Source organism: Bacillus atrophaeus, assembly GCF_039519175.1.
GTDB lineage: Bacteria > Bacillota > Bacilli > Bacillales > Bacillaceae > Bacillus > Bacillus atrophaeus.
Genome location: NZ_CP154443.1, coordinates 3,293,290 through 3,306,123, shown reverse-complemented (window position 1 = coordinate 3,306,123; position 12,834 = coordinate 3,293,290). Strand labels below are relative to the sequence as shown.

At 36.6% G+C, this 12,834-nt stretch carries 12 protein-coding genes and 4 pseudogenes; 5 read left to right on the top strand and 11 right to left on the bottom strand.

From position 1 onward, the window contains the following. Positions 1-120: 120 nt before the first annotated feature. Positions 121-357 carry a TetR-like C-terminal domain-containing protein gene (locus AAHT65_RS16625; RefSeq protein ID WP_343311552.1) on the top strand — a complete coding sequence of 79 codons (237 nt, stop codon included), beginning with the start codon at positions 121-123 and terminating at the stop codon, positions 355-357. 142 nt (positions 358-499) lie between these two features. On the opposite strand, the gene AAHT65_RS16620 is transcribed toward AAHT65_RS16625, so the two are convergent. Both AAHT65_RS16620 and AAHT65_RS16615 read right to left on the bottom strand, forming a co-directional pair. Continuing rightward, positions 500-925: a MaoC family dehydratase gene (locus AAHT65_RS16620; RefSeq protein WP_088117261.1), complete on the bottom strand. Its 426-nt coding sequence runs from the start codon at positions 923-925 to the stop codon at positions 500-502. A 308-nt stretch (positions 926-1,233) separates the two neighbouring features. Continuing rightward, a complete protein-coding gene (locus tag AAHT65_RS16615) occupies positions 1,234-2,061 on the bottom strand; it encodes a MerR family transcriptional regulator (RefSeq protein ID WP_343310524.1) in 828 nt (275 codons plus the stop codon). Positions 2,062-2,241: 180 nt separating this feature from the next. Between AAHT65_RS16615 and AAHT65_RS16610 the strand changes: the two genes are divergently transcribed. Further along, complete coding sequence (locus tag AAHT65_RS16610; RefSeq protein ID WP_094232107.1) at positions 2,242-2,700, top strand: GNAT family N-acetyltransferase; 459 nt, start codon at positions 2,242-2,244, stop codon at positions 2,698-2,700. An 850-nt stretch (positions 2,701-3,550) separates the two neighbouring features. On the opposite strand, the gene AAHT65_RS16605 is transcribed toward AAHT65_RS16610, so the two are convergent. The 8 genes and pseudogenes from AAHT65_RS16605 to AAHT65_RS16570 form a co-directional block, all read right to left on the bottom strand. Then, positions 3,551-4,786, bottom strand: coding sequence for an MFS transporter (locus AAHT65_RS16605; protein ID WP_258729269.1), 1,236 nt, complete (start codon positions 4,784-4,786; stop codon positions 3,551-3,553). A 57-nt stretch (positions 4,787-4,843) separates the two neighbouring features. Further along, complete coding sequence (locus AAHT65_RS16600) at positions 4,844-5,143, bottom strand: hypothetical protein (protein WP_327854889.1); 300 nt, start codon at positions 5,141-5,143, stop codon at positions 4,844-4,846. 248 nt (positions 5,144-5,391) lie between these two features. Continuing rightward, a complete protein-coding gene (gene csn, locus AAHT65_RS16595; RefSeq protein ID WP_343310523.1) occupies positions 5,392-6,219 on the bottom strand; it encodes a chitosanase in 828 nt (275 codons plus the stop codon). A gap of 697 nt (positions 6,220-6,916) precedes the next feature. Then, positions 6,917-7,054 (bottom strand): hypothetical protein, encoded by a 138-nt coding sequence (locus AAHT65_RS16590; RefSeq protein ID WP_277714754.1) that lies wholly within the window; start codon positions 7,052-7,054, stop codon positions 6,917-6,919. Positions 7,055-7,521: 467 nt separating this feature from the next. Beyond that, positions 7,522-8,067 (bottom strand): hypothetical protein, encoded by a 546-nt coding sequence (locus tag AAHT65_RS16585; RefSeq protein ID WP_199681470.1) that lies wholly within the window; start codon positions 8,065-8,067, stop codon positions 7,522-7,524. A 43-nt stretch (positions 8,068-8,110) separates the two neighbouring features. Continuing rightward, entirely contained in the window at positions 8,111-8,599 is a 489-nt protein-coding gene (locus AAHT65_RS16580) for a cysteine dioxygenase (protein WP_106046566.1), read from the bottom strand. A gap of 630 nt (positions 8,600-9,229) precedes the next feature. Beyond that, positions 9,230-10,138 (bottom strand): VanW family protein, encoded by a 909-nt coding sequence (locus AAHT65_RS16575; RefSeq protein ID WP_106359532.1) that lies wholly within the window; start codon positions 10,136-10,138, stop codon positions 9,230-9,232. 181 nt (positions 10,139-10,319) lie between these two features. Next, positions 10,320-10,528 (bottom strand): annotated as a pseudogene (locus AAHT65_RS16570) (SMI1/KNR4 family protein); the annotation flags it as partial. A 1-nt stretch (position 10,529) separates the two neighbouring features. On the opposite strand from AAHT65_RS16570, the pseudogene AAHT65_RS16565 reads away from it, so the two are divergent. Further along, positions 10,530-10,697 (top strand): annotated as a pseudogene (locus AAHT65_RS16565) (tyrosine-type recombinase/integrase); the annotation flags it as partial. Positions 10,698-10,906: 209 nt separating this feature from the next. Here AAHT65_RS16565 and AAHT65_RS16560 read toward each other — a convergent pair. Continuing rightward, a pseudogene (locus AAHT65_RS16560) lies at positions 10,907-11,014 on the bottom strand (hypothetical protein); the annotation flags it as partial. Between the two features lie 377 nt (positions 11,015-11,391). On the opposite strand from AAHT65_RS16560, the pseudogene AAHT65_RS16555 reads away from it, so the two are divergent. After that, positions 11,392-11,564: pseudogene (locus AAHT65_RS16555) on the top strand (hypothetical protein). 280 nt (positions 11,565-11,844) lie between these two features. Further along, complete coding sequence (bla, locus tag AAHT65_RS16550; protein WP_141292136.1) at positions 11,845-12,765, top strand: class A beta-lactamase; 921 nt, start codon at positions 11,845-11,847, stop codon at positions 12,763-12,765. Positions 12,766-12,834 lie beyond the last annotated feature (69 nt).

Genomic DNA, 12,834 nt, shown 5'->3' with positions numbered 1-12,834 from the left:
AAACATCACCGTATTTCATTTATCATCCTCCTGCTGTTATATGAGGAATTTGTATCTGGCTAATTCATCTTTAATATCTTCAAATATGATTCAGTATAACTTCCCCTCCTTGTCTTCGCCATATCTTCAATCACAAAAGAAGCCCTTTTCTTTCTTAGACGGTTCCTTGAGTTTGTCATCGAAAATATTAAGAATGAATGCAATATAACAACAGAAGGAAAATTGAAGGTGTTATTCTTCAGTTTTTTTGAAGCGGCTTACGTACAAGTAGTGGAATGGTGGTTTAAGAATGAAATGCCTTATCCTCCTCATATTATGGAAGAACAAATCGAAATATTGTTAGAGGGGAATCTATAGGTATCCCCACTGAAAAAATTGAGCTGGGGTGCCTTCTTTAAAATTCAAACTGGCATTACCTTTTATAACTAAATAAAGACTAGCTGCCAAATTGGCAGCTAGCTCTATAAGTAAAGTATCCTTTAGTGTTACATCATTATCTTCATTGCTTAATCAATACTGATAACTCACCTTCAAATACTTGTTCTTCTTTATGATTATAAGTAGATAACAATACAGTGAGTATCCCTGTGTCAATTTTCCGTGGCTGTTTATCAAGAACCTCAACAATTGTATGCAGTTCATCGTCTGGATACACGGGTTTTATGAATTTAAAATTATTCATTTTTGTTCCAGCAATAATATCGTCACCATAAAAACCTTCTTCAATCCAGAGCTTAAAAGAGATTGCTATAGTATGTATTCCAGAAGCGATAATTCCATTAAATCTACCCTCCTTCGCTTTCTCTTCATCCAAATGCATGTATTGAGGGTCAAACTCTTCCGCAAATCCCATTATATTCTCTTTGGTTAATTTAAAAGATTTTGTATGAAATACCTGCCCAATCGCAAACTCGTCTAACTTCATATGTACACCCCTTATCAAAATATTCTTACATATCTAAAGCACAAATAAATGCTTTATCATAATTTAAGTAAATCAACCTATATATCTTCTTTATATTATGAGCTTTTTTAGTAATCTGTAAAGCTTTCAGGTCCAATTTTCAGTTGGGAAAAAGAATTATTTAAAAAGCGAAACGCGAAAATAAATCTGTTCTCTTATCTATTAGGTATGGATAGCTTAACGAACATGTCATTGGTGCCACGTTCGTTTAACTCCACCCAAAAAACACAATCACCTGTTGTGAGTACATAACTCCTACTTTCATTCTGTTATCCGCTGCCCTCTTTCACTTGAAGGAGAATTTTTGTGATTTGATTTTCTAATCCATCGACCACCACCTCATCAAGCATGTATTCCTCATATGCATATTCACCCATCCGCATTCTATTTTTTTCAATAAATTGAATGATTCTGCGGTAGGCATCTTCGGCTTCATCACCTTTTTGGTATCCGACAGCGTACAGACCTTTTGGCCTTACATGATAGTTTATCTTCTCTATTCCTTCTTGTACTTTTATATAAAAGTGACTGTAATTATAGAAATCATTTTTAAGAATTTGTTCACGCGCAAATATTCCGCCCACCGGATACCCCTCATCTAATTCATGTAATTGAACATAGCGGATAAGTTCTGAAATTGCCGCAATGTATTTTCGTTCCGGTAAGTTTAATGTATTTCGGCTTATCATGAATTTTTCTTCTTCTAAATACTGAAAAGAAACTGAGGAAAAATCTGTTTCCAGTGCTTGTTCCGTTAACTTCACTTTCGTCTGTATAATCGTTTGCAAATGTTTAAACTTTTTGATTTTGTTCTCAATTTCGAAAGACTTTTCTTTTAGGAGTGCAACGATATCCTCTGGTGTTTTGCCCTTTAAAAGCTGTTTTATTCTTTTTAACGGAACACCCACCTCTTTAAACAAACCAATGACTTGAAAAAGCTCAAATTGATTATAGGAATAATACCTGTATCCGTTCTCTTTTTTTATTTCGGGAGAAAGCAGGCCAATCTCGTCATAATGAAACAGGGTTTGTTTTTTTACGTGGCAGAGCTTCGCAAACTCACCTGTGGTGAAATATTTTTTGATATCTTCGCTCATAAAAACCTCCTTGACTATACGGTAACCATATACTTTATGATGTTCATAGTACCTGAAAGAAGGTTGATTAACAATGAAAAGGATAGATAAACATGGTTTCAATATCGGTTAAGATGAAAGATTCTAAACCACTCAGATTATTTCTTTCTTATATAAATAAGAAAAAAAGGAGTATTTTGTATGAGTATCGAGATAAAAGCAGTTACAAAAGATAATCGTGCTGCAATGCTGGCTCTTCATGTTAACGAAAGTCAGACATCATATATTGAATCAACAGAGCAGTGCTTAAAGGAAGCTGATGAATGTCATTACTATCAGCCAGTCGGACTTTATTATGAAGAAAACTTAGTTGGCTTTGCAATGTACGGCTGGTTTCCTGAGTATGATGAAGAGAATAAAGAAGGAAGAGTGTGGCTTGATCGATTTTTCATCGATGAACGCTTTCAAGGGCAAGGGCTGGGAAGCATAATGCTTCAAGCTCTCATTCAGCACCTTGCTGAATTATATAAATGTAAAAGGATTTACTTAAGCATTTTTGAGAACAATACCCATGCTTTGCGCCTCTATCATAAATTTGGTTTTAAATATAATGGAGAACTGGATTTTAATGGTGAAAAAGTAATGTTAAAAGAGCTTTAGGTCCTTATGTGAACGTAAAAGAGGAAAGCAAACATTCATTTGTTGTCTGCTTTTTTGTTTAAAAAATTAAACATTTTTTGCAACATACACTTGGTTCCTCGTCATGGGTACTCTAGGGACATGAAATATTTATAAAACAAAAAACATACCAACATCGTTTGGTATGTTTTTTGTAAAATAGAGGCCATCAAACTAGTAAAAACCGTATCTGCGACTGCCATGACTGCCGCTATGACTTTCTTAGTTTTTTCGATTCCAGATTTCCATACCCGCCATTCCGTTTCGCCTGCAGGCTGCCAATCACACTTAGATATTTCTATAACATGCCTTCCTCATAAAAAATCTACTGCTGATACCACTGTTTAGAGTTACTTCTGTCATCCTTCAACCTCCTTAACCTGCTGATAACCGCCATTCCTGAATCTTTTGGACACAAAAAAGCGTACCTGGCTTTAGATTCCGGCACGCTTTCTCTGTTAATACATGGACAAAAGATAACATCATGCCAGGTTGTACGGACTTCATTAACTCTGCCTTCTGGAGTTGCTCCTAGAGAAGCTATATTAGAAACAAGATTTTCTTCTTTCTTAGAATATGCATCTATCTGCTCAAACTTTTTAAAACCTGATAGCAGTATTTGCCTTCCAATTAATGCAATAGCAGCACAAACTGAGAATATCAATACATATTGTTTTTCAGGTCTTAGTTAATGCTAATCTCCCCCTGCTGGTTCATGATACATATGAAGGGGAACGCTTAAAATTTTTTTCGAATTATAAATAAAATGATTGTTTTAAACAGATTCTGCTGACAACATGTATTGTATGGTGTGTGTAATCAGCAGGTGTAATTACATAGGAGTTGCTTTTTCTGTCCCATATGGTTTTTTAATCTTTCCTTCCCACATTTGAACAGATCTAAATATGAAAAAGGAAACTAAAGGTGTAGGGAGTGCTACAATTAAAAATAAGAGCTTTACATCTACCATTTCTGAAATTATCCCAGCTAGAGCATACCCTAACGGCATTAACGAACTATTCACAGCAAAAAATGCACCAAGAGACCTTCCCCTATCACGTCCCTCAGTTACCCTTTGTAAATACCCTTCAAGGTAAATATTCACAATACCACTGATTGCTCCAGTTAAGACAAGTAGTGTTAAACCTAAGTACACATTGCTAATCCACCCTAGAGGAGATAACAATAATCCAAAAATAATCATCAATACTGGAGCGACAATCTTTAGGTGATCTTGTTTTGCTAAAAAGGAAAGAGTAATTGCCGCTACAAGCGTCCCTATTCCCCAGATAGATTGAAAAATGCCGCCTATCCATTCCTTGTCTTTAATCAATATCGAAGTCCAAATTGCTATATAAATTGGAAAACCGCTGAATAATAGCTGTTGTATACTTGTACCGTATAAAAGGTTTCTTAAAGGTCTGTTCTTAAAAAGATTAGTAAAACCACTGAAAAGTTGTTTCTTATTAAAGGATACTTGTTTTTGATTTCCACGCTTATCCTTTATCAAAAATTCTAAGAATATAGAAACAAACGTTAAACCGCCGCATATTAACCATACATAACCAAAGGGCAGGAAGGTAAATAAAACACCAGTAAGTATTGGAACTGCCACTTGCGTGATTTGATTCAGGATTTCTTGAAATGCAATTCCTTTTTCAATTAAATCTTTTTCCACTGTATCAGAGATAAGTGATCGTGATGCCGGTTCAATTGCAGTCAAACAAATAGAAATAAAAGCACGTGTAATAATCAATAACAGTATCGATGTAAAATTAAAAATAGCTAAGAGTCCTATCGTGAAAAATAAAATCGAAATGGTGACATCAGAATAAGCAATCAATCTCCCCCTGTGAAACCTGTCTGCTAACCAACCCGTAAATGGAGACAATACAATTGATATACTCATCCCAAGCCCAATAATTAACCCGCCGCTCAGAGCGCTTTCTGTTTCATTTAATGACCACCAAATCAACGAATAATAGAAAAGCGTAGAACTTAATATGGAAAGAAAAGTACCCGACCACAATTTGAAGAAATCACCTTTGAATACCCACAAGTTTTTCAAAGCATGCCTCCGGTTCAAGAATAGAGACTACCCAATAAGATAGTCTCTAATAAATTTTTAATTAGCTATGATTTTTGTTGCCTCTGGGAACAATGTTTTAATTACATCTGATGTTTCATGTGTGTATTTCGATTGTTGAATTACCGTCATGTTATGTTGAAGAGCAACTGTAATTAACTCTCTTGCTGGATTAGAAACTGAATTATACAGCATATTAAAATTATTGTTTTCTAATGCTTCAATTGCTTTTTCTTCTGCATTCAGATACATCAAATGATCAATGCATTGAATGACTCTTTGTATTCCGCGAACTCTTGCCCTTTTGACATAATCAGTTTTTACAATAGGAAATAACATTACATAATGATGATATCCAATGTATATAGTGTTTAAAACTCATATTGAACTGTTCTCTCTGCTTAAGCATAGATGCCAGCTGTAAAATCTAGTAGACTCATTCATGAAATGGGACTGGTCTATTATGAAAAGTGCTTCGCAATGACAAAAGGCGACCAAACGGTCACCCAAATGTTTCGGTTCTCTACTCTATCAGTTAGCCAATGCGAGGGGGTTAATCACCCCCTCCGACACAACTCAATCGCTGCTTACTTGATTACGAAATCACCATACTCTTCTGAATAAACATTAATCGGTCCGTTTAGATTGTAGTTGTTCGCCTTGTTGGCGATAGAGCGAAGCACATCCACACGGGCAACTGACTCTCTCCATTCATCACGGGTATCAGGATCTGATGGATTCATCAGGTCATCATAGCGCACGTCCAGAAATTTATTTAACCATTTCTTTTCATCTACTCCATTTTTAGGTGAACCACCTGCTTTTTTGTTTGTGCGTTTGATCAAGGAATTCAAGGAGTCTGGGTCGTCACCACCGCCATGTTGGATAATTGTATCGTACATCACAGCTTTTGCAAGTGCCGTTTTTAATCCGATATTATCTGACTGTTTCATGGCAGGTTGATAATACAAGCGGTCGTTTACAGTGTCTTGAGCAGCGCGGAAGTCCTTATCTTTTCCAAGCGAGCGCCAGGCAGAATCAAATCCCTTGAGATTGCTTATATCATCGCTTTCTTCTTTTGCCAGGCGACGCAATTCAGGCAGGTACTTTTTCAGTTTGTTATTCGGTACTGCCTTTGTGTACACTTCCACTACTTCCAATGCATCCCCGGTAGCGGTTGTAAAGCCGGCCCGGCCGCAAGTATAACCTCTTCCATCAGGCAAATGTTCCACATATCCATATTGAATTTCAGTCATGCCGTTTTCAAAGATACTGGTTAGCTGCTCCGCTCGACGCTTCTGATCCTTGTTCAGTCCCGCTGCAAAAACCGTATCGTTCATCATCAGGGTGAAAAACATGGTGAAAATAAGTATTGAAACAGCAGTCTTCTTCCATGAATCTATTTTTGCCTTCATTCTATTACCCCTTTCAATAATATAACTACTGGTTTAGTATACAATAAGACGTTTTGCCTTTGTTAAAAAAATATTTTTTTGTAATTATTTTCAATCCAGTACGTAGGCTCAGGTAAGAAGGTTGTCATTTTGGGAGTCGGAGGCCTTTGAAAAAATGCGGATTTACAATGATAAGCTATTTATAGGGTTAAAATGAATGGTTTATAGTGCCCGCCTTATTGAAATAGCAAACAAATTAAAAAATCCTCTGACACCAATAGTGCCAAGGGATTGAAAGATTAAAACTGAGACATATACTGTTCGCGCTCCCAAGAATAAACTTGTGTGCGGAACATATCCTTTTCTGTATTCAAGTTTAAGGATCCTTGATTCATCAACATTTTTGAAGCTTTTTCATATTTAAATTTCATTTGATTTCACCTTTTTTCAAACCAAAGTGGCCATTTGATGAAGATCAGCTAAAGTTGGCGGTCAAATAGTTCGTCTGATTTTTAAGGAGCTTCCACAAAAACCTCCCTGTTTTATCAGAGAGGTTAAATAAAAATTGTATTAATCTGAAGGTTGTTCCATAAGCCACTTAAGCAAGAATTTTTTCTATTTAGAAGGAAACTTCCATTTTATTCGACTTTTTTTTTCGGAAATCTTGAATCAAAAAACTTTTCCTGAATGGTGTTCCAGCACTTTTTTGCATTTTTTATTAAATCTTCTGTATCCCAGAATAATAATTCTTATAGAGGATTTTAGCAGCAGCAAGCTTCACGACAAGCATCAGCACAATCTCTACAGATTTCTGCACACCTATGGCAACAATCATTTTGGCATTTCGAGCATGCATTGGCACAAGCCTCACATATGTTAGCGCACAAACTACATATTAGCCTTGCATTTACACTATTACGAGCTATCATTTGAGATACTAAGGCGCACACGTCCGTGCAATCACGGAGGATTTTAACACAGTCACTACATCCCTCTACATGTGTATTTGAAGAGCAAACATCATAACACTCATTACATGCCTGAATAGTTCTATTACATGCATCAATACATGCTTGCAAACAAGTGTCCAATTGGCTTCCGATCGTATAACTACTCACTTCGTTTGTCATAAAATAACCTCCAAAATAAGTATTTTCCGAAAGCAAAGCACACAAAAAAAGAGCGATCGTTAACATTTTTCGTGAAAATTAACGCCTCTCTTTGTAGAGTTGGCTTATGCTTCCGGTTTGCCACGATTAAATATACTGCATTCTTATGAATATTATTCTAATGGTTTTAAAATTTTTATATTGATTAAACCATCTACTCATCTGTGATTCTTTTATTTATTAAAATTAAACACTTTTGACATTTGGAGAGGGTTTCCTTCATTTCTTCAACCTTTTCAAGGCTACCTGCATGTTTGTATTCAATGATTCGATCTAAACACAAATGAACTAATCCATAAATGGTTTCTCTTAATAATAAACTTTCGAAATTATCGAATTCATTGTTATCATTGTTGATAACTTTACCTTCATTGAACAAAACAGATAAGTGAACTGAATCATCTATAATATGCTTTTCTCCCGATAAACATAGCTTATCAATCAGAATATCTATAATATTTACCAACTCGGGGTCTGCTGGTTCTAGTCGGATATAATCTAAATACAGAAAAGGTTCTGATTTAGAATGGAAAATTGTAAACGTTACTTTATCTCCACTTCTATAAGCTGTAATGGTTTTTGTATTTTTTGTTTCATGTTCATCGAGCATGAATCCTAGAAGATTTACTAATGACAACCACGATTTAAGGGCGTGAGTTTGGATTTTCCCTTTAATTTCACGGAAAACTACAACCTTCACATTCAGATTTACTCCTTTCGGGATATAGTAGTTTACCTGTATCTCATGTACAGTTTCGCAATACACCACTTTGTTCCTCAAAGACAGTCATGTCTTCCAAAGGGGGTGAGTAGACATGAAGAGACACCATTCTTTCGGAGGTAGGATTGGACATTTTGTGAATTAAACCTTTACTTGAAACAAGGCACTCTCCCTCGCGAACAAAGTAAGAAGAGGAGAGTTCTACATGATCGTCGTTTGAGCGATAAATGGAATTGAGAAGTTTTCCTTCTAACACCATTGCACAACCAATGGATTGACCATGATCGTGGACTGTTGTCTCCTTGTTTGGCGGAATGTTTATAACGATAATTTCCAATTCATCGTTTCTGTAGATTACATTTCGGCCGTAAGCGTATTGGTCTGGTTCCTTAATATAAGGTTGACTCAATTTTGATGCGTTCGGAATTTGTTTTAAAGAAGTTGCCAAATCTTTAACCAATGGATTCTTCAACCCGCTAAAAATTTCATGAATACACTCATGTAGTTCCATAAGTTTTTTTCCTCCTGGGCCATTATAAGTTGACAAGTATTGGTATTTCCTTGATTAGTTCATGGTATTTACCTATATACAATTGGGTGGCGGCAAACGCCTATGGATTACAAAAAAATTGTGCGGTCAAAGGGGTAATGTTTGAATAGATTGTCTTGGGGTAACGTTGGTGTGGTTGATCTTGATCCCGTTTCAATGAACAACTGGCAAGTCAATTGGAGCTGCCGTACGTAATTGAAGATGAATGTCACCATTTGCAATGGAATGCAGTCTCATACCGTGCATTTTGGCCAAGAGAGAATCTTTATTAATGCTCATGGAACAGGACAAGGTGATTGAGATTCGGAAAGCGGAATAATTATTGTTGTGATCCCTTATATTTCATAAAAAACGCAGTTCCTACGTGAGCTATTGGCAAGACGGGTTGAAATGTAATTAAAACAAGACCTTCTATTTCTTTAGAAGGTCTTGTTGTGCTTGTTACCGATCAGCCAGAATATGCTTACGGGACCTCCGGTGCGTAAGCATTCAATAATCGCCTTCGGTTAAGTGTCTTATATATCGTTTTAAACCTCCAATGGTAAAGAAGAGACCAGTTTGCTAATGATATCTAATAGTTTATGTAATTTCTCACTCGGCATTTATTTCTTTTGGTATCTGAGATGGTGCTTTGGGAACTTTTCGCATTTTGTTATTGATCACATCTGAGGAGTAAAGCGTAACAATCATACTTTCCCCATATTGTTTAGCTCGAATTAATACCGGTTGGTTATATTGGTTTTGAAAGCGAAAGTCCGGACCTCCCCAGCTTACTGTTGCATCACGTCCGGACGGAACATATGGTACGCTTCTTGTATGAGAATAGCGCTGAACAATTCGCAGCCCTGCACGATCGACAGCATTAAATAATGTTGATGACACCTGACAAATTCCCCCACCTACACCTTCAGACAACTCACCTTTAACGATAATGGGTGCACGCATGTATCCTTTGTCATGTGTTCTCATCCCAACAACTTGGTTAAATGAAAACGTCTCATTTGGAAAAACAACATGATTGTCAATTGCTTTTGCGGAAAGGGAAATATTGTGTGAACGGCTTTGATTGCTTGAATTAAAATAAGTTACGTATTGTCCCAGCTGCTGGGTACGGATGTGAGCAAGTAACTCGCTGTCGACTTTCGGATAAATGTTCAATTCCGGCACTTCTATCTTGGAGGGGCCATGGCCAAAGAAATAGGCATAAAACTTCTCCTTGAGTGTCTGTTGATAAAGTCTGTAACCAACTTTTCCTGGGATAATGATTCCCTGATCGTTAAGCTTGGCGTTTATGGGCTCCCGGTAAATTTGTTGATCAAGCCGTTTGATGAACTTACGATATTTTTCATGATCAATCATTGGGGTACCGGGAAGAGGCATTGTAAAATCTTCGCGGTTAACAGTGGCAATCGTCCGTCCTTGTTGTGTGATGGTTAAACTGTCAGATGGCTCGCTGGGTTGAGCCAATAGTAAAAGGCCAGTGATCCAAATTTGTATCATAAGTCGGCATACCTCCCGACAATTAGTATGAACAGGAGCTTATCCTTTGATGTATTTCGTCTTATCATATCGTTCTTAAGGGCCTGGTCTTTGTTAAAAAACACAAAAGTCAATGCAAACAATAAGAGCCCTCGTTAAGAGAGCTTTAACAATCGTTATTGCCATACTTTTGCTTAAGAGATTAGTCAATGTCTACTTCATCATATGCTTCACCTAGTGTTAAGAAATCATGCCTTAACCAATACCAATGTTGTCAAGCAATCGTTGAATGAAATCAGTAAACGAAGTTGCTATCACCTGTGTTTCACCAACAATTCCATGTCGATCAAAAAGGCTGTCATAGCATCTTCCTTTGCGCTCTTCGTTTAAATCAATTGTTAAATATTCTCCCGCAAGGCTTGCTGCTGCCTTTAATGTTGGTGGCCGGAGAGCGGAACTCATACAGCTCCATACAGAGATCTTAGACTACCCTATTCCTGAAGGTCAGTCCTGTATAATGAGTCATAAGGTATTTGGTAAAGGTGAAGGAAAGCCTATGGAATGCTTGATAAACACTGAGAACGTGGTTAACCGTTTGTTCCTGCCAACCGGCGTTATGTGAAAAAATAAAGGCCCCTTTTTATCATACTAGAGATTAATGCATAGTGTGCGGCAGCCTTTATTTACTTTTGTAAAAAACAGAGGGTTTAAGGCACAGTTATTAAACAACATAATGTAATTATCAGAAACTGAAAAAAAAGCGCCTATTCACGCTCCTGGTAGTTCCTTTTAAACTGGATAAACCGGATGTTTTCGATTGGTGAATGTCATTTCTTTTGTCATGTACGCCATAATCCGTTTGTGCAATTCTTCGCGCAATGAATTGGCTGGGATGATATATCACCTAGAATGGCGAACTTTATTTTGTGTTTCCTTCCTAAAAGACTTACAGATGCTAATTCTCTTCTTATTTCCCCTTTTATTACAAGAAGATGTCTCTCTTAAGCTTTTCCTATACTGATCATAATCGTACATTGTACAATTATTCACATCTATCTATAAAAAATGAGAAAACTCATCCATATAAGACCACCCACCGATAAAACAATTATTTTAATCTAAATATTAAAAATTCGGAATCCAAGAAAATTCGATGTTGTCTTCTGTTTTTACGACTTTGTTATTGAAATTGTAACAAAAGAATAGAAATTAATTCTGTATCAGTTTATTCAATTGGTATTCTTAATAAGAAAATAAACTATGTGGGTGATCATGTGGAAGAAAATTATGAGACAAACGGTTATGATATCTCAGTAATTTATGATTATAAGGAGTATCCAGATGTAAAGTTTGGACTCTGTGACAATTGTGATTATGCGTTATTCAAAAGTTCAGTAAAGAGTGGTTACGTGAGTGTCGTAGGTGTGGTATGAAGAAGAGTATCTAAAACACTCTTCTTCTTTTATTTTTATTGTTTTTAGGCTCAATTTCAAGATCCATTCAGAGATGCAGGACTTAATCTTTTCTGGTATTTCATGACCTATAGTGTTAACATTGATCATTTGTATACTCCCCTCCTATAAAACTCTAATATGTTTACCAGTTTCAAAGAGTTTGTGTTAAACTAACTGTCATGGGAAACATTTCATAGGAAGTATATTGATTTTTATCCTGTTTGTGATGTTAATTAGAAGGTGTATACAAAATCATTTGAATTAGGAGGCCTGATTAATTTGAAAAATAAAGCGACAATCAAATTTGGAATATGTATTGGACTTTTATGTTTAAGCTTTACTGGTTTCAAACCTTTATACGGCTCAATGCATGCTGAAGCAAAATCCATAGAAGACACAAAAATGACAAGCTGTATAACTAATAAAAAATTTGTTCAACTGGAGAAAAAATTTCATGCTAAGCTTGGGGTTTATGCAATTGATACAGGTTCAAACAAGACAATCGCTTATCGGTCAAATGAACGATTTGCTTACGCATCAACCTATAAAATTCTAGCCGCAGCTGCTGTCCTGAAGAATAACTCAATTGAAAAACTTAATGAAGTCATCCACTACAGTAAAGACGATCTTGTTACATATTCTCCAATCACAGAAAAACACCTAGATACAGGCATGAGCCTAAAAGAAATCTCAGAAGCCGCTATACGTTACAGCGATAATACCGCTGGGAACATATTGTTGCAACAACTTGGCGGCCCTAACGGTTTCGAAAAGTCACTGAAACAGATTGGGGATCATGTAACTAAATCTAATCGATTCGAGACGGATCTAAACTCTGCGATTCCTGGGGATATTCGTGACACAAGCACCGCAAAAGCACTGGCAACCGACCTTAAAGCTTTCACTTTAGATAACACTCTCACGACTGATAAGCGCACGATCTTAACTGATTGGATGCGAGGCAACGCTACTGGAGATGAACTGATTCGGGCAGGCGCTCCTATAGGATGGGAAGTCGGCGATAAATCTGGAGCCGGAAGTTACGGGACACGAAACGACATTGCTATCGTTTGGCCGCCTAATAGAGCTCCTATTGTTTTGGCAATCCTATCAAACCGATTTACGAAAGATGCTAATTATGATAATGCTCTTATCGCTGAGGCTGCAAAAGTCGCCCTTAATGACCTCAAATAAAGAATTTGAAACACGATATTGCGCTATCTTGTTTAGCCTTTTCTCGCAAAGGAAAAGACATTACTTTTT

Excerpts from the sequence above, each read along its gene's own strand:
- AAHT65_RS16620 (WP_088117261.1), bottom strand. The coding sequence starts at position 925 with ATGAAGTTAGACGAGTTTGCGATTGGGCAGGTATTTCATACAAAATCT.
- csn (WP_343310523.1), bottom strand. The coding sequence starts at position 6,219 with ATGAAGGCAAAAATAGATTCATGGAAGAAGACTGCTGTTTCAATACTT.
- AAHT65_RS16580 (WP_106046566.1), bottom strand. The coding sequence starts at position 8,599 with ATGGAACTACATGAGTGTATTCATGAAATTTTTAGCGGGTTGAAGAAT.
- AAHT65_RS16575 (WP_106359532.1), bottom strand. The coding sequence starts at position 10,138 with ATGATACAAATTTGGATCACTGGCCTTTTACTATTGGCTCAACCCAGC.
- AAHT65_RS16590 (WP_277714754.1), bottom strand. The coding sequence starts at position 7,054 with ATGCATGCTCGAAATGCCAAAATGATTGTTGCCATAGGTGTGCAGAAA.
- AAHT65_RS16615 (WP_343310524.1), bottom strand. The coding sequence starts at position 2,061 with ATGAGCGAAGATATCAAAAAATATTTCACCACAGGTGAGTTTGCGAAG.
- AAHT65_RS16600 (WP_327854889.1), bottom strand. The coding sequence starts at position 5,143 with ATGTTATTTCCTATTGTAAAAACTGATTATGTCAAAAGGGCAAGAGTT.
- AAHT65_RS16610 (WP_094232107.1), top strand. The coding sequence starts at position 2,242 with ATGAGTATCGAGATAAAAGCAGTTACAAAAGATAATCGTGCTGCAATG.